We start from the raw sequence: 19,016 nt of genomic DNA, 5'->3' as shown, positions 1-19,016 counted from the left end.
GTCGGTCCCGTGTCGGCCCTCATCGACACGCATTGCCACCTCGCCGACCCGGCCTTTGCCGCCGAGGTTGACGGGGTGGTTTCGCGGATGACCGCGGAGGACGTCAGGCACGCGGTCGTCATCGGGGAGTCGCCCGAGGCCTACCAGCGAGCCCAGCGCCTCGTCGACCGGTTCCCAACCGCCCTCTCGGCCACGGCCGGCCTCCACCCCCACGAGGCCACCCGGTGGACTCCGGAGCTTGGGACCTGGCTGGCCGCGGCCCTCTCTGACCCACGGGTCGTCGCCGCCGGCGAGATGGGGCTCGACTATCACTACGATTACTCGCCCCGGGACCTCCAGCGCTCGGCGTTCGAAGCCCAACTCGAGATTGCCCGCGCCGCCGCCAAGCCGGTGGTGATCCACGCTCGGAACGCCGACGACGACATGGCCGCGGTGCTCGCCAACCAACCCGGCGTGGTGGCCGTCATGCATTCGTTTTCGAGCGGCGCCGGACTGCTCCGCCGCGCCGTCGCATTGGGACACTACATCAGCCTGAGCGGCATGATCACCTTCAAGTCGTGGCAACTCGACCCCGCTGTCCGAGAGGTGCCGCTCGACCGTCTTTTGGTTGAAACCGACGCGCCATACCTCGCCCCGGTGCCGTTTCGCGGCAAGCGCAACGAACCGGCGTACGTCCGGGCTACCGCCCGCCGCTTGGCGGAGGTGATGGGGCAGGACGAGGCCGCCCTGGCGGCCACGCTGGTCGCGAACGCCGTGCGGGTCTTCGGTCCCCGGGTTTCGCAGCCCTGAACTTTCAGAGGAGGTCGTTCGTGTCCGAAGTTCCCTCAGATATCGAGATTGCCCAGGCCGCCAGACCGCGGCCGATCGCCGAGGTCGCCGCCGAACTCGGGTTGAGTGCCGACGAGATTCTCCCCTACGGGAAGTACAAGGCCAAGATTACACCCGAGGCAATCCGGGCCCGGCGCCCCACCGGACGTCTGGTACTCGTGACGGGGATCAACCCGACGCCGGCCGGAGAAGGGAAGTCGACCGTAACCGTGGGCCTCGGCCAAGCCCTCCGGCGGCTGGGCCAGAAGGCCGTCATCTGCATCAGGGAGCCATCGTTAGGGCCGGTGTTCGGGGTCAAGGGCGGGGCCGCGGGCGGTGGATACGCCCAGGTCATTCCGATGGACGAAATCAATCTCCATTTCACGGGTGATTTCCACGCCATCACCTCGGCGCACAATCTCCTCTCGGCCATGTTGGACAACCATATCCATCACGGCAACGGGCTCGGCATCGACAGCCGGCGAATTACCTGGCCGCGAACCATCGATATGAACGACCGGGCCCTTCGGCAGATCGTCGTCGGCCTGGGCGGGCTCAACGGCGGGCCCTCGCGCGAGGACCGGTTCGTGATCGTCCCGGGGAGCGAGGTCATGGCCATTCTCTGTCTGGCCACCGACCTCCAGGATCTCGAGCGCCGGCTGGCCCGGATCGTGGTCGGGTTTACTCGCGAGAAGAAGCCGATCACGGCCGCGGACCTCAAGGCCTCGGGGGCGATGACGCTGCTGCTGAAGGACGCGATTATTCCGAACCTGGTCCAGACCCTGGAAGGCGGGCCGGCGTTGGTCCATGGCGGGCCCTTCGGCAACATCGCCCATGGCTGCAATACGATCGTGGCGACCAAGCTCGGTCTGTCGTTGGGCGATATCGTAGTCACCGAAGCCGGCTTCGGCGCCGACCTCGGGGCCGAGAAATTCCTCGACATCAAGTGCCGGGTCGGGGGGCTCAACCCCGAAGCCGCGGTCATCGTGGCCACGGTCCGCGCCCTCAAGATGCACGGCGGGGTGAAGAAGGATCAGTTGGGCACGCCGGACGTCGCAGCGCTGACCCGGGGCCTCGTCAATCTGGAAGCGCACGTCACCAACCTCGGCAAGTTCGGCCTCCCGGTGATCGTTGCCTTGAACCGATTCCTAGCCGACAGCCAGGACGAGATCAATACCGTGCTGGCCGCGGCCAAGAGTTGGGGCGTCCGCGCGGCCCTGTCCGACGTCTGGGCCGAGGGCGGCAAGGGCGGGGAGGCCGTGGCCCAGGAGGTCCTCGAGGTGCTGAGCGAAGCGAAGGCGCGGTTCAAGCCGATTTACGACACGGCACTCCCCATCAAGGCCAAGATCGAGATCATCGCCAAGGAAATCTACGGCGCGGACGGCGTGGACTACAGCGCCGCCGCCGACCGGAACATCGCGCTCTGCGACGCCATTGGGCTTGGTAACACGCCGGTCTGCATCGCCAAGACCCAGTACTCGTTTTCCGACGACCCCACCAAACTCGGCCGGCCCCAAGGCTTTCGGATCACGATTAAAGACGTCTATCCTTCCGCCGGCGCTGGATTCGTGGTGGCCCTGGCCGGTGAGATCATGACGATGCCGGGTTTAGCCAAAGTCCCGTCGGCCGAGGCCATCCGGGTCCACGCCGATGGGCGCATTGAAGGACTCTTCTAACAGGAACGAACCATGTCGATTGAGTTTGTCAGTACCGCCGCGGCGCCGCAGGCCATCGGTCCGTACACCCAGGCGACCGTTGTTGGCAATATGGTCTACACGGCCGGACAGATCGGGCTCGACCCCGTCTCGATGCAAGTGGTGGCTGGGGGGGTGCCGGAGCAGACCGCCCAAGTCATAAAGAATTTGGCGGCCGTGCTCGAGGGCGCGGGATCGAGCCTGAATCGGGTGGCCAAAACGACCGTTTTCCTGGTCGACATGGCCGATTTCACGGCCATGAACGAGGCCTACGCCAAGGCCTTTGGCGACCACCGTCCGGCGCGCTCGACGGTGGCCGTGGTCGGCCTGCCGCGGGGTGTCCGAGTCGAAATCGAGTGCCTCGCGGTCCGCTAGTGCCGCGACTTGGGGGCGGATCGGGCCTGGTGGTTCGGCCGGTCTTCAAAACCGCGATGGAGACGCCTCTGGCGGCTCCGGTGGGTTCGATTCCCACACGCTCCCGCCACCGGCGTAGATTTCTGGTGACCCTGGCCCTCCTGACCGCTTCCGCGGTTCTCGAGGCCCAGACGCCCGTTCCTGCCCCGGTGGGCCCCGACTCATCGAACCTGATGAGCCGGCCCATCAAGCCGCTGCCCGCGTTCTTCATGTCCCTGGCCGTACCAGGCTGGGGCCAAGCCCGGCTCGACCGCAAGCTCACCGGGGCGATCTTCGTGACGATCGAGGGTCTTTCGTTAGGCATGTCGGTCAAGACCATCCGGGAACTGAAGTACCTGAACCGGGTCGCGGCCGACTCGGCGCGAATCGAAGGGAAGCGAAGCCAGCGCCAGGATTGGCTGATTCTGATCGGCTTCAATCACCTGTTTGCCGGGTTGGAGGCGTTCGTGGCCACGCAGCTCCACAATTTTCCGGCCGACATCAAGTTCCAAGTGGCCCCGCTCCCGGGCGGCGGCCTGGCGGCCGGCGCGTCGATCCCGTTCCGGATCCGATGACGCCAACGAAGTGACGTTAGGCTGACCTTAGCGGAACCGGCACAACGCCACGCCGGAGGGACCGACGACCGCATAGCGCCGACCCTCGACCCAGGCGCCCGGATTGAGATAGTGCCGGCCCGGAAACAGCTCCGTCGTTTCGGCCCGGTGGGTGTGGGACATGATGAGGAGTCCGAGGGCCGGTTCGGCCGACAACCGGTCCCGGGCCCAGGCGGCTTGCCGGATTTGGGCTCGGTCGAGGACCCCGGGATCGCGAGTGGAGTCAGCCAGGCCCCGGCTCATCTTGCCCACCAGCCAGAACCCGAGGTCGGGGTGGAGCAGCCGAAAGGCGCCGGCGGTGAGCGGATGCCTGGTGATCCAGTGCATCACGGCGGCGGACCGGTGTTCTTCCGCCACCCCGTCGCCGTGGAGGGCCAAGACCTCGGTGGCGCCGACCTGCAGGCGGAGCTCGGCGGCGGAGTAGGCAATCCCGCCTTCGCGCTGCCAGAACGAGTCGCCCCACCGGTCGTGGTTGCCGCCGGTCATGACCACCGGGAGCCGCCGCCCGAGCGACGTCAGAGCAGCGGTGACCGCAAAACCGGCCCGAGGAATGACCCGGCGGTAGGAAAACCAGAAGTCGAACAGATCGCCGTTGACCAGCAGGCAATCGCCCAAGGTGGGCACGGTGTCGAGGAAATCGAGAAAGGCGGCGTCGTTTTCTGGTGACGCCGCGCCGAGGTGGGCGTCGGATACCACGACCAGCTGGGTTCCGAGCATGGCCCGAAAATAGGACAATGGAGGAACGCATGGAAGCGACCCCCGACATTTCCGTCACCGAGTGGCGAGTCAACTACAGCGAAACCGACCAGATGGGGGTGGTGTACCATGCCTGCTATCTGGTGTGGCTCGACCGGGCCCGCACCGAGCACCTCCGCCGGACCGGGGTGAGCTATGCCGAGTTGGAACGGCGCGGTATCCGGCTCCTGGTCGGCGAGCTCACCATTCGGTATCGCCAGTCGGCCCGGTACGATGACCGGATCACGATTCGGTGCTGGGTCCGGGAACGGGCCTCCCGCCGGATCGGGTTTGGCTACGTCGTCGAGCACGCCGACACCGGCCGGATCCTGGCCACCGCCAGCACCAGCCTGATGGTCATCGACGCCAACTCGCGCTGGGCCCGGCTTCCGGCCGAGGTCGCCGAACTCCTCCCGATTTCAGCGGACCCGGTCCGGTTGTGACCCGTCGAGCGCCGGGGGCCGTCACCGTGTATCATCTAGCGATGAGGCCCGTTCACGTGTGCGCGGCGCTGGCGCTGGCTGGGTGCGGCGGTGGCGGCGCCATTACTTTCCCCAAGCCTGCCGGCTTGGTGTCCGCCTCCCGGGACAGCGCCATGGCGTGGTCCCTCGCCACCATTCCAGCCGACCCGCGGGAGATCCGGTTCCGGTGGCAGTTCCGAGACGACCAAGGCGCCGCCGGCGGCCGGGGCCGGATTCGCTTCGCTCCCCCGGATTCGGCCCGGCTCGACGTGCAGGGACCGCTCGGCTCCGGCCGGGCGGCGGCCTTCGTCAGCGGCGATACCGCCCTCTGGGCCAACCCGGAAAACGACGTCAAACGCCTGGTGCCGAACTATCCACTCTTCTGGGCGCTCCTCGGCGTGGTCCGGGCCCCCGCGGCCGATGCGGTCGTCCGCCGGTACGCGGATTCGGTCCTAACCGTCTGGCAGTACCATATCGGGGCCGATACCGTCGACTACGTCCGGCTCGGTGGCGCGGACGGACGCCTGATTGCCGAACTGCGCCAGGGGGGCAAGAAAGTCGGCACGGTCGAGACTGTTTTTGGGGCCGATGGCCGACCGCAAACCGCGCGCCTCATCGTTCCGAGCGTTCCGGCGCGCCTTGACATCACGTTTTCCTCCAACCAGAAAGCTTCAACTTTTGCGCCGGATACCTGGACTCCTCCTCAGCCTTAGCCTCGGCGCCGGACTGTCGGGCTGCCTCTATGGCTTCGGCGGCGGCACCGGGTTCCCACCAGCCATCAAAACGGTGGCGGTGCTTCCGTTCGACAATCTGACGGCCGAGCCGTCATTGACGTCCGAGGTCAACCGCGCCGTTCGCGAGGCCGTCCAGAACCGCCTCGGCCTCCGGCCCTCGGGCGAAGCGCTAGCTGATGCCTTGGTCCGGGGATCGATCCAACGGTACGATCCGGACATCCCGGTGGCCTTTGGAGGCAACGAGAAAAACCAGAACGTGCAGGTGAGCCGTCGGAAGGTGCAGATCACGATCAATGTCCAGATTTTCGATCAGAAGAACAACAAGATTCTCTGGGAGCGGAACGGTCTCTCGGTCGAAGGCGACTATACGTCAAGCGAAATCGAAGGCCGGAAAAAAGCGATCGAGAAATTGATCACGGACATCGTCGATGGAGCCCAATCTCAATGGTAAATCCGACCAAGAGCCGCCGCGGCGCCAGCATGACCGGCTATCTCGGGTCGCTGGTGGTCACGATTATCCCCGTCTACTACGGCATGCAGGTGGGCCGGGTCTCTTACCGGTTCTACGCGATCAAGGACAAGATCGACTCCGCCGCGCTCTTTGCCCAAACCCAGCCGACCGAGCAGATCCTCCGCAATCTCCGGGAAGCCTCCGATGAAACCGGGATTCCGCCGGCGGCCAGGAACTTTCAGATCCGGCGAACCGATATCTATCCGCGGACCATCACGATCTCGACCGTCTACACTGAGAACCTGAATCTGCCGTTCGTGACAAAGACCGTCACCTTCAAACCGACGGCGACCCACTCCCAGTGACGGCGGGGAAGGTCGTTCCGCTGGAGGATGCCGTGGCGTGGCGCGACCGGGTCGGCGGCTCGGTCGTGTTCACCAACGGCGTGTTCGATTTGCTGCACCGCGGTCACGTGGAATATCTCGAGGCCGCCCGGGCCCTCGGCCATGCCCTCGTCGTCGGAGTCAACGACGACGCCTCGGCCCGCTCGCTCGGCAAGGGACCTGGCCGGCCGTTCGTTCCCGCCGCCGATCGGGCCCGACTCCTGGCCGGACTCGGAGCGGTCGACCGGGTCGTGTTATTCGGCGACCCGACCCCCGCCGCCGTCATCGAGGCGATCCGCCCCGACGTCCTCGCCAAAGGCGGCGACTATTCTCGAGAGACCGTGGTCGGCGCATCCTTCGTCGAAGCCCGGGGCGGCCGGGTCGTCATAGTCCCCCTCGTCCCTGACCGTTCAACTACCTCACTCGTGGAGCGAATTCGTGAATCGCGCTGACGGCCGAACCCCCGACCAGCTTCGCCCGGTCGTCCTGGAACGCAACGCCAATCCGTACGCCGAAGGATCGTGCCTGGTCCGATTCGGTGGCACCCTCGTGCATTGCACCGCCTCCGTCGAGACCGGCGTCCCGCCGTTCAAAAAGGGGAGCGGACTGGGCTGGGTTACGGCGGAGTATTCGATGCTGCCCCGGGCCACCCTCGAGCGGACCAGCCGGGAACGGAACGGTCCCGGAGGCCGGAGCCAGGAAATCCAACGGCTGATCGGTCGCTCGCTCCGGGCGGCCATGGGCCGTTGGGACTTCGGCGAATACACCATCAAGATTGACTGCGATGTCCTCCAAGCCGACGGCGGCACCCGGACCGCAAGCATTACCGGCGGGTGCGTGGCCCTGGCCGACGCCTGCGACTGGCTGGCCCAACGGACCGGGCAGCCGTCGCCGTTCGGGCAGTTGGTGGCCGCCGTGTCGGTCGGCATTGTCGACAATGCGGCCTTGCTCGACTTGGCCTACGTCGAGGACAAGGACGCGGGCGTCGACGCCAACGTCGTGATGCGCGCCCCGTCCGATTTCGTTGAAATCCAGGGCACCGGCGAACAGGGGGTCTTCACCCGGTCTCAGTTTGGCGAGATCCTCGATCTCGCCACTGCCGGGATCGGCGAGCTCTTCACCGCGCAGCGAACGGCGCTCGGCCGGTGAAGCTCTTGGTGGCCACCCGAAGCGCCGGCAAGCAGCCCGAGGTCCGGCGGTTGCTGGCGGCGGCGCCGTTCGACGGGGCGTTCCCGGATGACGCCGGGGTTGTCGAGGCAGCCGCAGAGGACGCGCTCGAGCTGCACGATTCCTTCGAGGCCAACGCCCGGGCCAAGGCGGAATACTTTTGCCGAAAGACGGGCCTGCCAACGGTGGCGGACGACAGCGGGCTCGAGGTCTTCAGCTTGGGCGGCGAACCCGGTGTGCGCTCGAAGCGATGGGCCCAGGCGTCGGGAACCTCGCTGCAGATCGACGCGGCCAACAATGCCATGTTGGTACGCCGGCTGGCAGGCGCGGCCGAGAACCGGCGCCGAGCCCGCTACCGGTGTGTCCTGGTCCTCGTCAGGAAACCATCGGCCATCCCGGAGACCTTCGACGCCTCGGCCCCCGGTTTGGTTCTCACTGAGCCCCGGGGAACCAATGGGTTCGGCTATGATCCCTATTTCCTGAGCGACGACCTCGGCCGGACTTTTGGCGAGGCCTCGGACGCTGACAAGGATGCGGTCAGTCACCGAGGAAAGGCGTTCCGCGCCTTACTCGAGGCACTGACGGTCCGACCACTCTGAACCCCCGAACGATCCCATGGCCATCATTCCGCCGAACCGTTTGAAGCAACGCCTTGCCGAGGGGCAAACCGCCATCGGTACGATGGTGGCCGAAATCCGTCAGCCGGCCGTGATTCAGTGCCTTCTGAATGCGGGGCTCGACTGGGTCATCATCGACAACGAGCACGGGGTCTTCAGCAGCGAGACCGTGGCGGATCTGAGCCGCGCCGCCCGGACGATCGGCCTCACCCCGATCGTCAGGGTCCCGGCGCTGACCTACGAACTGATCAGTCAGTCACTCGATGGCGGGGCCCAGGGAGTCATGCTGCCCCGGATCACCACGCCGGAACAGGTGCGGGACGCGGTGTCGATCGTCAAGTATCCCCCGGTGGGCCGGCGAGGGAGCGCCCTCGGCCGCGGTCACACCGAGTTCAAAGGCGGCGATGTCGTGCAGATGATGGCGGAGTCGAATCGCGAGACGTTCGTGATCGTTCAGATCGAGACTCGCGAGGCGGTCGAGCGAATCGAGGAGATCGTGGCCGTGCCGGGCGTCGATGCGGCCTTGATCGGGCCGAACGACCTCTCGATTGCCCTCGACGTCCCCGGCAAGATGCGGGACCCCGTCCTGATGGCCGCGATCGATCGGATGATGGCGGCGTGCGCGAAGGCCGGCGTCTATCCGGCCATCCACACCAATGACGTGGCGCTCACCACCGAGTGGGCCCGCAAGGGCATGCGGCTGGTGAGCATCAACAGCGATGTTGGCTTCCTACAAAAAGCCGCCAAGGAAGCCGTCGATACGATCCGCGGCTGAACGCTCAGCGGACCCGGACGCCGAGCGAGTCCTTCGCCGAGTTCCAGATGGTGACCGCCGTGCCCTGGTTCCGAAAGATGAACCGTTTGCCGGCGTGCCGCACCTGATCGTCCACGATCGCGAAGGTCGAATCGTCGACTGGAACCAGGGTGGTTCCAGTGCCTTCGTAGTCCGCGAACAATGAGTCGGAGCGGAGATAAACCTGGGTGTCGCCAAGTCGGGTGTCGTACTGGCCCACCCACTGGCGGAGGACCGCAGCGGCGATGGTAACCCCGGCCGGCGGTGGCGGGGCGACCCACGTGCCGGCCGGCAAGGTGTCGACCGGCCCGCCCCTCAACGCCTTCAGGACGGCCGGAACAATCGGCATGACCTTGTAGTCCTCACGATTGAACGCAAAGGCAACCGCCGTCTTCTGGTCGGGCAGTATGATCCAGAGCGACACCATCGTGCCGACGGAGCCGGCCTTCTTGACGGTGAGGGCTCCGAACGAAGAGTCGACCTCCCATCCCAGGCCGTACTTCGTCGGTCCGCCGAGTTCGCTCTCAGCCTCGGCCTGGGGCCGGATTGCTTCGACGATCAGCTCGGGCGTCAGGAACTGGGTTTTCAAGACGGTCTTCCCGCCGTTCAGCATGGCCACCAACAGCCGGCCCATGTCTCGCGGGGTCGACACGGTCATGCCGGAGGGGCCGTATCCCCGATGGAGCGATGCCGTGCTGGGCTGATTTCGAACCTTGAACCCTTCGGCGTAGCCGGTCGCCAGGCCATCGACCTTCCAGAATTCGAGCGTCGTACCGGTCATGCCGAGAGCGTCGAACACCTCTCGTTTCATGAATGCCTCGACCGGCTCGCCGGCCACCCGTTGGATCAGATAACCGGCCAGCAGCCAGCCGCGGTTGGAGTACACATAGCTCGTCCCGGGCGCGAAATCGAGCGGCAATTCAGCCGTCTCGCGGGCGATCCGCTCGACGGCCTGGTCGTCCTGGATCGACGGGATCGCGTGCGCCGCTCCGGAGAAACCGGACACGATTCCGGACCGGTTGTTGAGCAGCTGGCGAACCGTGATAGCGGCTCCCCGCGGGTCCTTGAATCGGAGGTCCGGGGTGTAGCGGGCCAGGGGCGAATCGAGCGCCACCTTCCCAAGCTGAACCAGTCTGAGCACGCCGAGGGCGGTGAGCGGCTTAGAGGTTGATCCGATCACGGTCGGGGTCGAATCGGTCATGGCGCGGCCGGATGCGAGATCGGCCTGGCCAAATCCCTTGGCATAGACGATCTGGTCGCCCGTGACCACCACGAGCGAGGCGGCCGGGAGCTCCCGCTTGGCGAGCGCGTCGGTCATGATCCGGTCGAGCTTGGCGTCGACCGAGTCGGCGGCGGATTTGCCACAGGCGGTCAGGGCGGCGGCGCAAAGAACCGGTGCCAACGATCGGCGGATCATGAGAACAGCCCCTTGAGAGTGGCGACGACGGCGCCGGGGGAGCGGGTGGTGGGCAGCGACATATCGGGCGCTCCAGGGCGCAACGAGGAATCGGAACACAACAGGTGTTATGCTTAATATAACCAGCGTTGTGTTGGTGCCAAGCAGCGGAGGCCGGACCATGGCGCGTGTCGCGGGACGAATGATTACTCGGGAGGAAGTGGCGGAGGCGGCCTGGCGGGTGATCCTTCGGGACGGGCTCCATAAGGCGAGTATGCGGGCCATCGCCACCGAGCTCGGCGCCACGACCGGGGTCGTGACGTACCATTTCCATGATAAGGCGGAGCTGCTGTTGTTCGCGCTCGATCGACTGGGCACGGCCATCGTCCGGGATATGGATGCGGCGCTCGCGGGCGTTACGGGAATCGAGCGGGTTCGACGGATTCTGCGAACCACCTTGCCGCTAGGCCCCCGCCAGGTGGCGGGTTGGAAACTGTGGGTATCGTTCGTGGGGCTCGCCATGAGCGACACGAAGCTCCGCGATGAACACCAACGACGGCTCGCCATCCTGAACGGCCGCTTGGAGTTCGAGATTCGGGCCCTTCAGGCGCGCGGGGATCTCTCGGTCGAGATCGATGCCCGACATGAGGCGGACGCCTTGGTGGCGCTCTCGGACGGCATCGGACTCGGGTACACGCTGCGGCCCAAGGCGTACCCGCCGGACAAACAATGGGCCATCGTCGATGGCTATATGACGAACCGCTTCGAACTGCCGCGCCCCCGTCGTCCGAGGGTGGCCCGGCGGTGACCCTTGCGGGGTTATATTCGTCCCGCCGGACGGGGCGTAGCGCAGCCCGGTAGCGCGCCTGCCTTGGGCGCAGGAGGTCCCGGGTTCAAATCCCGGCGCCCCGACTTGGTTCGACCAAAGCTCCCCAGCCGATCTACTGGGGGGCTTTGCGCTTTCGCGGCAGGCCGGCTCACCCTGTTGCGGTCGGCGGTCCGTGGCGGGTCACGACGCGGCGACCTTCCGACGGCCGGAGGTGCGGAGATGCACGACCAACCCCCGCCCAGTGCGGGTTTCCAACCCAGCGGTACGGAGACCCGCGCTTGCTCCCGGCCACATCGTTGCAGGCGATTGGAATCCGTCCATAGGCAGACCTCCTGAGGAAAATGTGCCTTCGTCAACTATACCCGGGTCCCACCCACAAAAAGGGGGGGGCGCGAACACCCCGGGAAGCGGGTCGCCCTCACGGGTCGTGCGCGAGTGGACGGGGGAGGCCGGATCGAGTTAGCTTACCGAAGCCCATGTTGATCCGACCTCTGGCGCGAAGGTTCGTTGCGCCGCTTGCGTGCTGGCTGGTGATCGCGCCGTCGATCGCCGGATTGGCGCATGAGCGGGCCCATGCCGCCGTGACGGACCACCATGCCTGGTCGGCTGGTGACCACGAACATGACCTGGATCATGACCAAGGATTACCACACACCGGATCGGACCACTCGGCCTCCGGAGACCATGCTGACTCGGAACATCATGCCGCCCGGATCAGTTCGGGCCTCGCCACTCGGGCCGACCTGGCCATCGCCGATGCCCCGCCGATCGGCGAGCTCCGCGGTGGGGTCGCCACCCGATTGCCGGTCGCCTTTGGACCGCTCGACCTCCAGCCCGACCAAACCCACCATCCTCCCGGCCTTCCCCGCGCTCCTCCGCGTTACTGACCCGGGTTCGTAGTCGAACCCGAGCCCGTCGGGGTGCCCGCGAACGAACCTGATCGGTCCGTTCCGGCCTTGGTTTTCGTTGGTTTCGGCCGGTTCCGGAGTACTTCTCGCGAGAGACCGCATGCGAATTGCCATTGTGTTGCTAATGTTGCCTGGCCTGCAGGGAGCCCTGACGGCCCAGGAACGCCTAACGCTGACCCGAACCCTCGAACTGGCTGGTGCCACCAGCCCCGAGTTGGCCTCTGCTCGGGCCGGGGCCCGGGCCGCGGGCGCCTGGGCCCGTCAGACCGGGGCCTTTCCCAACCCGAACTTGGTCTTCGGCCGGGAGCGGGCCAGCGGGCCCGACGGGGTCAACGGACAAGTCACGATCCATCTCGAACAACGGCTTGAGCTGACGGGGGTCCGCACCGCCGAGCGGTCAGCCGCCTCGGCTCGGGCGCGCGCGGCAGACGCCGACCTGTCCCGCACCGCCCAACTTCTGGACGCCAGAGTAACGAAATCCTTCGTCCACCTGGTGTCGGCCCGCCGACGGGCGGCACTGTCCGACCGGCTCCGGCAGCTGACCGACTCGGCGGCCGCGATCGTCAGTCGCCGGTTCGAGGCCGGCGACGCATCCGGCTTCGACCGGCGCCGACTCGAGCTCGAAGCGGCCCGATACACCGCGGCGATGATTGCGGCGCGGTTCGGGGCCGATAGCGCCGCGACCGAACTCGCGGCACTGATTGGCCGGCCGGGCTCTGAACTCGAGGTCGTCGACACGCTGCCTCCCGAGGGGCCCATCGCCTCCATCGACTCGCTTTTGAGCGGATTGCCAACGCGGGGCGACCTCCAAGCCAACGAGCTAACGGTGACAGCGGCCGCGGCCGAGGCGACGGCCCGCTCGCGCGATTGGATTCCGACGCCAACCATGTCGGCTGGTTACAAGCGCGAGGAAAGCGCCGGCCGCCCGGGGCGGTTTACCGGCTTCGTTGCCGGTCTCGCGTTTCCGTTGCCCCTTTGGGACCGTCGATCGGAGGCAACGGCAGGTCGGCTAGCGTTGGCCGACCGGGCCAGGGCCGATCGAGACCGGCTCCACCGGGATGCCGCGACAGAGGTCCGCCGGTTGGCGTCGGGTCTTCGGGCGCTGATCGAGCAGCGCCGGGTGTTTGGGAGCCGCCTCGGGCCGGACGCCGACGTCGCCCTCCGCGCGATCGCGGTGGCGTTCGCCGAGGGCGAGTTGCCGGTGGCCCAATGGCTCGATGCCGTTCGCGCCTACTACGAAGCCCAGGCGGCGTTAGTCGATCTCGACGCTGCCATTGCCGGACGCCACGCGGACTTGGCAGCCGCCACTGGACCAACTGAGATCGGGGGTGTCCGATGACAGGCACGATGACCCGCTGGGCCGGGGCGGCGAGCATGACCGTGATGATGGGGTGCGCCAAGCCCGAGCCCGCCTTGGTATTTGAGATCGCCACCGAACGGATCACTCGGTGGACCGACTCGACCGAGTTGTTTCTCGAGCACCCGACCTTGATTTCTGGGGAAGCCGCGAAGTTCGCCGTCCACCTGACTGACCTCACCGATTTTGCCCCGCTGGCCAGCGGCGAAGTCACCTTGCGACTCACCCCGGTGGGCGGCGGAGCCCCAGTTGAGGCCGTCCAGGGTGAGCCAGGATCACCCGGGATCTTCGGCCCGACGCTCACGCCGGGGCCCGCCGGCCGGTATCGGCTCACGGTCCTGGTGAGAAGTCCGGCGGCCGTGGACTCGATTGCCGCCGGAGACGTGGTGGTCTATGCCACGATCGACGACGCACCCGACGAAGGGCCGGCACCGCGGGGAACCGCCTTTCTCAAGGAGCAACAGTGGAAGACCAGGGAGTTCCGAACCACCTTCGCGGTGGAGGGCTCCCTGGTGGGATCGGTGGAGGTGCCGGGTGAGATCGTCCCCGCGGCCGGCCGTCGGGTCACGGTGACGGCCCCGCTCGCCGGGACGATCGACCCCCGGGTAGGATCGGCGCTCGTTCCCGGCTCCCGGGTCAACACCGGCCAGATCATCGCCTCGTTGTCGCCGGCGTTAGGCGATGGCGGCAGCGCGTATGCCACGGCCCGGGCCGGTCTGGCCGAAGCGGAAGACGAACAGGCCCGGGCCCAACGCCTCGTAGCCGCCGAGGCGGCACCAGCCCGGCGGCTCCACGAGGCCGAGCTCCGGGTTCGCGCCGCGCGGGAAGCCTTGGCCGGCTTCGGCGGCGGCGAACTGGTGGGCGGGAACGTTCCGGTCCGGGCACCGATCGGCGGGATCGTCGCCGCCCGGCATCTGACCGGCGGAAGCTTAGTGAGCGCCGGCGCGCCGTTGCTCACGATCGTCGACCCGGCGGTCGTTTGGCTCCGAGCCCTGGTGCCGGCGGCGATCGCCCCGACCCTCGATCGGCGGCGGCCGGCCAGTGTCAGGATTGACGGCACCGGTCTGGCGATTGAAACCGGCCTGGCCCTGGCCGTGGCTCCGGTCATCGACTCCGTCTCCCGCACCGTCGAAGTGCTCTATCCAGTCGGCAACCGCAACGGCGCGATTCTTGTCGGGGCAACCGCGCGGACGATGCTCCCCGTCGGCGGGCCGCGAAGCGGAGTGATCGTCGCAGCCACGGCCGTGCTCGAGTTCGACGGCCGGCCCACGGTGTTCGTTCAGATCGCCGGCGAGCGATTCGAGGCCCGCACCATCACGATTGGGGCGCGGGACGCGAGTCGGGTGCTGGTGTCGGGCGGGGTCGCCGCCGGGGAACGGGTCGTCACCGACGGCGCCTATCAGATTCGCCTGGCGTCGCAGAGCAGCGTGGTGCCCGCCCACGGCCACGAGCACTAGGAGGCTATCGTGCTGGATCGATTGATCGCCTGGTCGCTCAAGAACCGGATGCTGGTGTTGGCTATTGCCGCGTTGGTGGTCGGCACCGGCACCTGGACCGCGGTCCGACTCCCGGTGGATGTGTTTCCCGATCTCACCGCTCCCACCGTGACGATTCTGGCGGAGGCGCACCAAATGGCCACCGAAGAGGTGGAGACCCTGGTGACGTTCCCGATCGAGACCGCGATGAACGGGGCCCCGGGCGTTCGGCGGGTCCGCTCGTCAACGGCCCACGGCATCGCGGTCATCTGGGTCGAGTTTGGGTGGGATGTGGAGATCTTCCGGGCCCGGCAGATCGTGGCCGAGAAACTCCAAACCGTCTCGAGTACCCTCCCCGCCGGCCTGGCGGCACCGGTCCTCGCGCCGGTGTCGTCGGTGATGGGGGAGATCATGATGGTCGGCCTCCGAGGCCCCGATCCGCAGGCGCTTCGAACGGCGGCCGACTGGACCGTCCGCCGTCGATTGCTCTCGGTGCCGGGAGTGGCGCAGGTGATCCCGATCGGGGGCGAGGTCCGCCAGTATCAAGTGATTCCGGACCCGGCTCGGCTTCGGGGGGCCGGTGTCACGCTGGCCGAGTTGACCACGGCAGCCCGCCGAGCCAGCGCGGTCAGTTCGGGCGGGATCTACGCGGCATCCGGCCAGGAAATCGCGATCCGCGGGCTGGCGCGCGCCCGAACCGCCGAGGACCTCGAGCGGTCGGCCGTCGCGGTCCGGGGCGGAGCGCCGGTGCTCATTGGGCAGCTCGCCACCGTGCGGATCGGGGCAGCACCCAAGATCGGCACCGGGTCGATCAAGGCCGAGCCCGGCGTGGTGATGGCGGTGCAGAAGCAGCCCGGGGCCAACACCCTGGAGCTGACCGACCGGCTCGAGGCCGCACTCGCCGACTTGAGTCGCACCTTGCCGCAGGGCATCACGATCGAGACCGATCTGTTCCGGCAGGCCGATTTCATCAGCGTGGCGGTCCGGAACGTGACGCTGGCGCTCCGCGACGGCGCCGTCCTGGTCGTGATCGTCCTGTTGGCGTTTCTCGGCCGATGGCAGACCACCGCGATCTCAGTGGTGGCCATCCCGTTGTCACTGGCGGTTGCGATCCTCGCGATGGCCGCCTTCGGCATCGCGGTCAACACGATGACGCTGGGGGGACTCGCGATCGCCGTCGGGGTGTTGGTCGACGATGCCATCATCGACGTGGAAAACGTCTTTCGGCGGCTCCGCCAATGGCGGGCCAATCCCGGGGGACGTTCCGCGCTCCGGGTGGTGTATGGCGCCTCTCGTGAGGTCCGGGCCTCGATCCTCTATGCCACCGCGATCATCATCATCGTGTTTCTGCCGTTGTTCTTCCTGGAGAGCGTCGAGGGGCGGTTGCTTCGGCCCCTCGGTATCGCCTACGTGGTCGCCACGTTGGCGTCCCTGGTCGTCGCCATGACGGTGACCCCAGTGCTCTGTTACCTGCTGCTACCGGCGGCGGCGACGGACGCCCGCGAGAGCCGGTTGCTCCCGTGGCTCGGCGCCCGGTATCGATGGACGTTGGCGCGGGTCCTCGACGCGCCGGGGCGAGTGGTGGCCTCGGCCCTGGTCGCACTGGCGGTGACGGTCGCCGCCATGCCGTACCTCGGGACGGCATTCCTCCCGGAATTCAACGAAGGTGCGCTGACCATCTCGGTGGTTACCGTACCGGGGACGTCGCTGGCGGAGGCTGACGCCATTGGCAACCGAGTCGAGCGCATTCTCCTAGCGCAGGCGGGGGTCCGCTCGACCGACCGGCGGCAGGGCCGAGCCGAGTTGGACGAACACGCGCAGGGGTCCAATGCCGCCGAGATTGACGTCACCCTCCAACCGGAGGTCGACCGGGCAAGCCTGTCGGAGGCGCTCCGTCTGGAGTTTTCGGCGATTCCCGGCACCAACATCACCATCGGCCAGCCGATCGGGCACCGGATCGACCACCTGCTGTCGGGAACCCGGGCCAACATCGCCGTCAAGATCTTCGGCCCCGATCTCCATCGGCTCCGCGAACTCGGCACCCAGGTCGAGGAGGCGCTCAAACCGGTTCGGGGACTGGTCGATCTCCAGCTCGAGCAGCAAAGCGACGTACCGGAGCTCCGGATCGACGCGGACCGTGGGGCCTTGAGCCGTCACGGCCTGACGGCCGCCGACCTCGCCGAGACCATCGACGTGGCGCTCGGCGGCGAGCAGGTCGGAGAGATCCTGGAGGAGGGCCGCCGGACGGCACTCGTGGTTCGCGGCGATGACCTCCTGCGGGCCGATCCCACGGCGATCGGCCAGCTCGCAGTGACCACGCCGACCGGGCGAGCGATTCCGATGTCCGAGTTGGCGACGATCCGGATGGACCGCGGCCCCAACACCGTGTCGAGGGAGAACGGCCAGCGGAAGATCGTGGTCCAGGCAAATGTGGCGGACCGGGACCTCGGTGGCGCCGTGGCCGACATCCAGCGGATCGTCTCGTCAGGGGTCCGGTTGCCCGAGGGCTACCACGTCGAGTACGGCGGCCAGTTCGAAGCTCAACGCGAGTCGAGTCAGGTGCTGGCGTCGGTTTCGCTCGTGGTTGCTGCGTTGATCTTTCTCCTGCTCTACTCGGAGTTTCGCTCGGTCCGGATCGCCGGCCTCGCGATGGCTAATCTGCCGCTCGCCCTGATCGGGGGAGTGGCCGCCATCTTTCTCACCACTCGGATCGTCTCAGTGGCGTCCTTGGTCGGATTCGTCACCCTGTTCGGCATCGCGACCCGGAACGGTATTCTGCTGTTGTCCCACTACCGCCACCTCCGGCGGCTCGGCGTCCCCCTTCGCGAAGCGGTCGAGCGCGGCTCTGAGGAACGGCTGGCCGCGATCCTGATGACGGCGCTGACCGCCGGACTGGCCCTGATTCCACTGGCCCTTGGCGGCGGCAAACCGGGCAATGAAATTCAAACCCCGATGGCCATTGTCATTCTCGGCGGCCTACTCTCGGCCACCGCGCTCAATATGTTGGTCGTACCAGCGCTGTATCTGATCGCCGAGCGCCGCTCGGCTGCATTGTCGTCCCCGAACATCCCTCAAGGAGTCGCCCCATGATGACGCAGTCTTCTCGACGCCGCCGGGCCGTTGCCGCCGGCGCGGCCGCAGTGACCCTCACGGCCGTGGTGGCCTTGGCCCACGACATGTTCCTCAAGCCGGCCCAGTATTTCGTGGCCCCGAACGCCGCGATCCCGGCGATGCTGCTCAACGGTACGTTCGACCAAAGCATGAACTCCATCGCCCGGGTCCGCTTGGCCGATATCAGCATCATGGGGCCCAGTGGACGGACCCGAATCGACACTGCGGCCTGGAACCCGGCCGGCGATACCAGCCGCGTGGTCTTCAAGGCCGGAGCGGCCGGCACCTATGTATTGGGCGTGTCGACCAAGGCAAACGCCATCGAAATGGATGGCAAAGACTTCAACGAATACCTCAAGGAGGACGGCCTTCCGGATGAGCTCGCCCGCCGAGAGAAGAGCGGCGAGTTGGCCACCGGCGCTAAGGAACGATACGAAAAACACGTCAAGTCAATCGTGCAGGTCGGTGACTCTCGGACCAGCGGGTTCGCGACCGTCCTCGGATATCCGGCCGAGATCGTCCCGCTCGAGAATCCCTATAGCCTCACGAAGGGCGCGAGTCTCCGGGTCAGGATTCTGGTGGACGGTCAGCCGGTGGCCGGCCAGTACGTGACCTACGGAGCCCGGACGGCGAGCGGCGGGACCATCGCCGAGCAAGGCAACCGGTCGGGACCGGACGGCGTCATCGCGATTCCCGTGACCAGTCCCGGGGCCTGGTACGTGAAGTTCATCAATATGCGACAGGTTACGAAGCAGGCCGATGAGGTGACCCACCAATCGAAGTGGGCCACGTTGACCTTCGGCGTGAAATAGGGAACCTGGAGCTGGTCGGGGCGACCGGACTGCCGGATCGGACGCCCCTTCACACTCGCATCATAGCGGGCAGGGTATTGTGGCTACGCCATCAAGTTCTGAACCCCGCTCCAGGAGACGTACCATGCCCGAGGCTCCAATCGGCCTGTTGGCGCTCGCCCTCGTACTCGGATGCGCGCCGCGCCAGGGAACCCCGCCGAGCCAAGCAGCGGAGATGCCGGCCAACCCGGCCCAGATGGAACGGGTTACCCAGGACCTGGTGGCGCCTCCGTTAGTGCC

General features: G+C 67.0%; 19 protein-coding genes and 1 tRNA gene. 18 read left to right on the top strand and 2 right to left on the bottom strand.

What is annotated here, in order from left to right; genetic code table 11:
* Positions 1–9: 9 nt before the first annotated feature.
* From EXR94_05545 to EXR94_05530, 4 genes are all read left to right on the top strand, one after another.
* Positions 10–789: a TatD family deoxyribonuclease gene (locus tag EXR94_05545; protein ID MSR02188.1), complete on the top strand. Its 780-nt coding sequence runs from the start codon at positions 10–12 to the stop codon at positions 787–789.
* Positions 790–809: 20 nt separating this feature from the next.
* Positions 810–2,483: a formate--tetrahydrofolate ligase gene (locus tag EXR94_05540; GenBank protein MSR02187.1), complete on the top strand. Its 1,674-nt coding sequence runs from the start codon at positions 810–812 to the stop codon at positions 2,481–2,483.
* 12 nt (positions 2,484–2,495) lie between these two features.
* Positions 2,496–2,876: a hypothetical protein gene (locus EXR94_05535; protein ID MSR02186.1), complete on the top strand. Its 381-nt coding sequence runs from the start codon at positions 2,496–2,498 to the stop codon at positions 2,874–2,876.
* A gap of 125 nt (positions 2,877–3,001) precedes the next feature.
* Positions 3,002–3,469 (top strand): hypothetical protein, encoded by a 468-nt coding sequence (locus EXR94_05530; GenBank protein ID MSR02185.1) that lies wholly within the window; start codon positions 3,002–3,004, stop codon positions 3,467–3,469.
* 27 nt (positions 3,470–3,496) lie between these two features.
* Here EXR94_05530 and EXR94_05525 read toward each other — a convergent pair whose 3' ends face one another.
* Positions 3,497–4,225, bottom strand: coding sequence for a UDP-2,3-diacylglucosamine diphosphatase (locus EXR94_05525; protein MSR02184.1), 729 nt, complete (start codon positions 4,223–4,225; stop codon positions 3,497–3,499).
* Positions 4,226–4,242: 17 nt separating this feature from the next.
* Between EXR94_05525 and EXR94_05520 the strand changes: the two genes are divergently transcribed.
* The 7 genes from EXR94_05520 to EXR94_05490 all read left to right on the top strand — a co-directional run bounded on the left by EXR94_05520 (position 4,243) and on the right by EXR94_05490 (position 8,831).
* Positions 4,243–4,686, top strand: coding sequence for an acyl-CoA thioesterase (locus EXR94_05520; GenBank protein MSR02183.1), 444 nt, complete (start codon positions 4,243–4,245; stop codon positions 4,684–4,686).
* 606 nt (positions 4,687–5,292) lie between these two features.
* Entirely contained in the window at positions 5,293–5,889 is a 597-nt protein-coding gene (locus tag EXR94_05515) for a hypothetical protein (GenBank protein ID MSR02182.1), read from the top strand.
* On the top strand, positions 5,883–6,254 hold the full coding sequence (locus EXR94_05510; GenBank protein ID MSR02181.1) for a hypothetical protein: 372 nt from the start codon (positions 5,883–5,885) through the stop codon (positions 6,252–6,254). The genes EXR94_05515 and EXR94_05510 overlap by 7 nt, the downstream gene beginning before the upstream one ends.
* A complete protein-coding gene (locus EXR94_05505; protein ID MSR02180.1) occupies positions 6,251–6,724 on the top strand; it encodes a D-glycero-beta-D-manno-heptose 1-phosphate adenylyltransferase in 474 nt (157 codons plus the stop codon). Before EXR94_05510 ends, EXR94_05505 begins: the two co-directional genes overlap by 4 nt.
* Entirely contained in the window at positions 6,711–7,421 is a 711-nt protein-coding gene (locus tag EXR94_05500) for a ribonuclease PH (GenBank protein ID MSR02179.1), read from the top strand. Before EXR94_05505 ends, EXR94_05500 begins: the two co-directional genes overlap by 14 nt.
* On the top strand, positions 7,418–8,038 hold the full coding sequence (locus EXR94_05495; protein ID MSR02178.1) for a non-canonical purine NTP pyrophosphatase: 621 nt from the start codon (positions 7,418–7,420) through the stop codon (positions 8,036–8,038). Before EXR94_05500 ends, EXR94_05495 begins: the two co-directional genes overlap by 4 nt.
* A 16-nt stretch (positions 8,039–8,054) precedes the next feature.
* The gene (locus EXR94_05490; GenBank protein ID MSR02177.1) at positions 8,055–8,831 is read left to right on the top strand and encodes an aldolase; all 777 of its coding nucleotides are present in this window, start codon (positions 8,055–8,057) and stop codon (positions 8,829–8,831) included.
* 4 nt (positions 8,832–8,835) lie between these two features.
* Here EXR94_05490 and EXR94_05485 read toward each other — a convergent pair whose 3' ends face one another.
* Entirely contained in the window at positions 8,836–10,530 is a 1,695-nt protein-coding gene (locus EXR94_05485; GenBank protein MSR02176.1) for a class A beta-lactamase-related serine hydrolase, read from the bottom strand.
* On the opposite strand from EXR94_05485, the gene EXR94_05480 reads away from it, so the two are divergent.
* From EXR94_05480 to EXR94_05450, 7 genes are all read left to right on the top strand, one after another.
* Positions 10,376–11,053, top strand: coding sequence for a TetR family transcriptional regulator (locus EXR94_05480; GenBank protein ID MSR02175.1), 678 nt, complete (start codon positions 10,376–10,378; stop codon positions 11,051–11,053). The two genes, EXR94_05485 and EXR94_05480, sit on opposite strands and share 155 nt — an antisense overlap.
* A 30-nt stretch (positions 11,054–11,083) precedes the next feature.
* Positions 11,084–11,157: transfer RNA gene (locus tag EXR94_05475), tRNA-Pro, on the top strand.
* Between the two features lie 393 nt (positions 11,158–11,550).
* Entirely contained in the window at positions 11,551–11,961 is a 411-nt protein-coding gene (locus EXR94_05470; protein MSR02174.1) for a hypothetical protein, read from the top strand.
* 121 nt (positions 11,962–12,082) lie between these two features.
* A complete protein-coding gene (locus tag EXR94_05465; GenBank protein ID MSR02173.1) occupies positions 12,083–13,321 on the top strand; it encodes a TolC family protein in 1,239 nt (412 codons plus the stop codon).
* Positions 13,318–14,796: an efflux RND transporter periplasmic adaptor subunit gene (locus EXR94_05460; GenBank protein MSR02172.1), complete on the top strand. Its 1,479-nt coding sequence runs from the start codon at positions 13,318–13,320 to the stop codon at positions 14,794–14,796. The genes EXR94_05465 and EXR94_05460 overlap by 4 nt, the downstream gene beginning before the upstream one ends.
* A gap of 9 nt (positions 14,797–14,805) precedes the next feature.
* Positions 14,806–17,904: an efflux RND transporter permease subunit gene (locus EXR94_05455; GenBank protein ID MSR02171.1), complete on the top strand. Its 3,099-nt coding sequence runs from the start codon at positions 14,806–14,808 to the stop codon at positions 17,902–17,904.
* Positions 17,901–18,737 (top strand): DUF4198 domain-containing protein, encoded by an 837-nt coding sequence (locus EXR94_05450; protein ID MSR02170.1) that lies wholly within the window; start codon positions 17,901–17,903, stop codon positions 18,735–18,737. Before EXR94_05455 ends, EXR94_05450 begins: the two co-directional genes overlap by 4 nt.
* Positions 18,738–19,016: the final 279 nt, after the last annotated feature.

Source organism: Gemmatimonadota bacterium, assembly GCA_009692115.1.
Lineage (GTDB): Bacteria > Gemmatimonadota > Gemmatimonadetes > Gemmatimonadales > GWC2-71-9 > SHZU01.
This window is presented reverse-complemented; position numbering and strand designations above follow the sequence as displayed.

Excerpts from the sequence above, each read along its gene's own strand:
- EXR94_05450 (MSR02170.1), top strand. The coding sequence starts at position 17,901 with ATGATGACGCAGTCTTCTCGACGCCGCCGGGCCGTTGCCGCCGGCGCG.
- EXR94_05510 (MSR02181.1), top strand. The coding sequence starts at position 5,883 with ATGGTAAATCCGACCAAGAGCCGCCGCGGCGCCAGCATGACCGGCTAT.
- EXR94_05490 (MSR02177.1), top strand. The coding sequence starts at position 8,055 with ATGGCCATCATTCCGCCGAACCGTTTGAAGCAACGCCTTGCCGAGGGG.
- EXR94_05525 (MSR02184.1), bottom strand. The coding sequence starts at position 4,225 with ATGCTCGGAACCCAGCTGGTCGTGGTATCCGACGCCCACCTCGGCGCG.
- EXR94_05520 (MSR02183.1), top strand. The coding sequence starts at position 4,243 with ATGGAGGAACGCATGGAAGCGACCCCCGACATTTCCGTCACCGAGTGG.
- EXR94_05515 (MSR02182.1), top strand. The coding sequence starts at position 5,293 with ATGGCCGACCGCAAACCGCGCGCCTCATCGTTCCGAGCGTTCCGGCGC.
- EXR94_05535 (MSR02186.1), top strand. The coding sequence starts at position 2,496 with ATGTCGATTGAGTTTGTCAGTACCGCCGCGGCGCCGCAGGCCATCGGT.
- EXR94_05480 (MSR02175.1), top strand. The coding sequence starts at position 10,376 with ATGCTTAATATAACCAGCGTTGTGTTGGTGCCAAGCAGCGGAGGCCGG.
- EXR94_05485 (MSR02176.1), bottom strand. The coding sequence starts at position 10,530 with ATGGCCCGCATACTCGCCTTATGGAGCCCGTCCCGAAGGATCACCCGC.
- EXR94_05460 (MSR02172.1), top strand. The coding sequence starts at position 13,318 with ATGACAGGCACGATGACCCGCTGGGCCGGGGCGGCGAGCATGACCGTG.
- EXR94_05465 (MSR02173.1), top strand. The coding sequence starts at position 12,083 with ATGCGAATTGCCATTGTGTTGCTAATGTTGCCTGGCCTGCAGGGAGCC.
- EXR94_05470 (MSR02174.1), top strand. The coding sequence starts at position 11,551 with ATGTTGATCCGACCTCTGGCGCGAAGGTTCGTTGCGCCGCTTGCGTGC.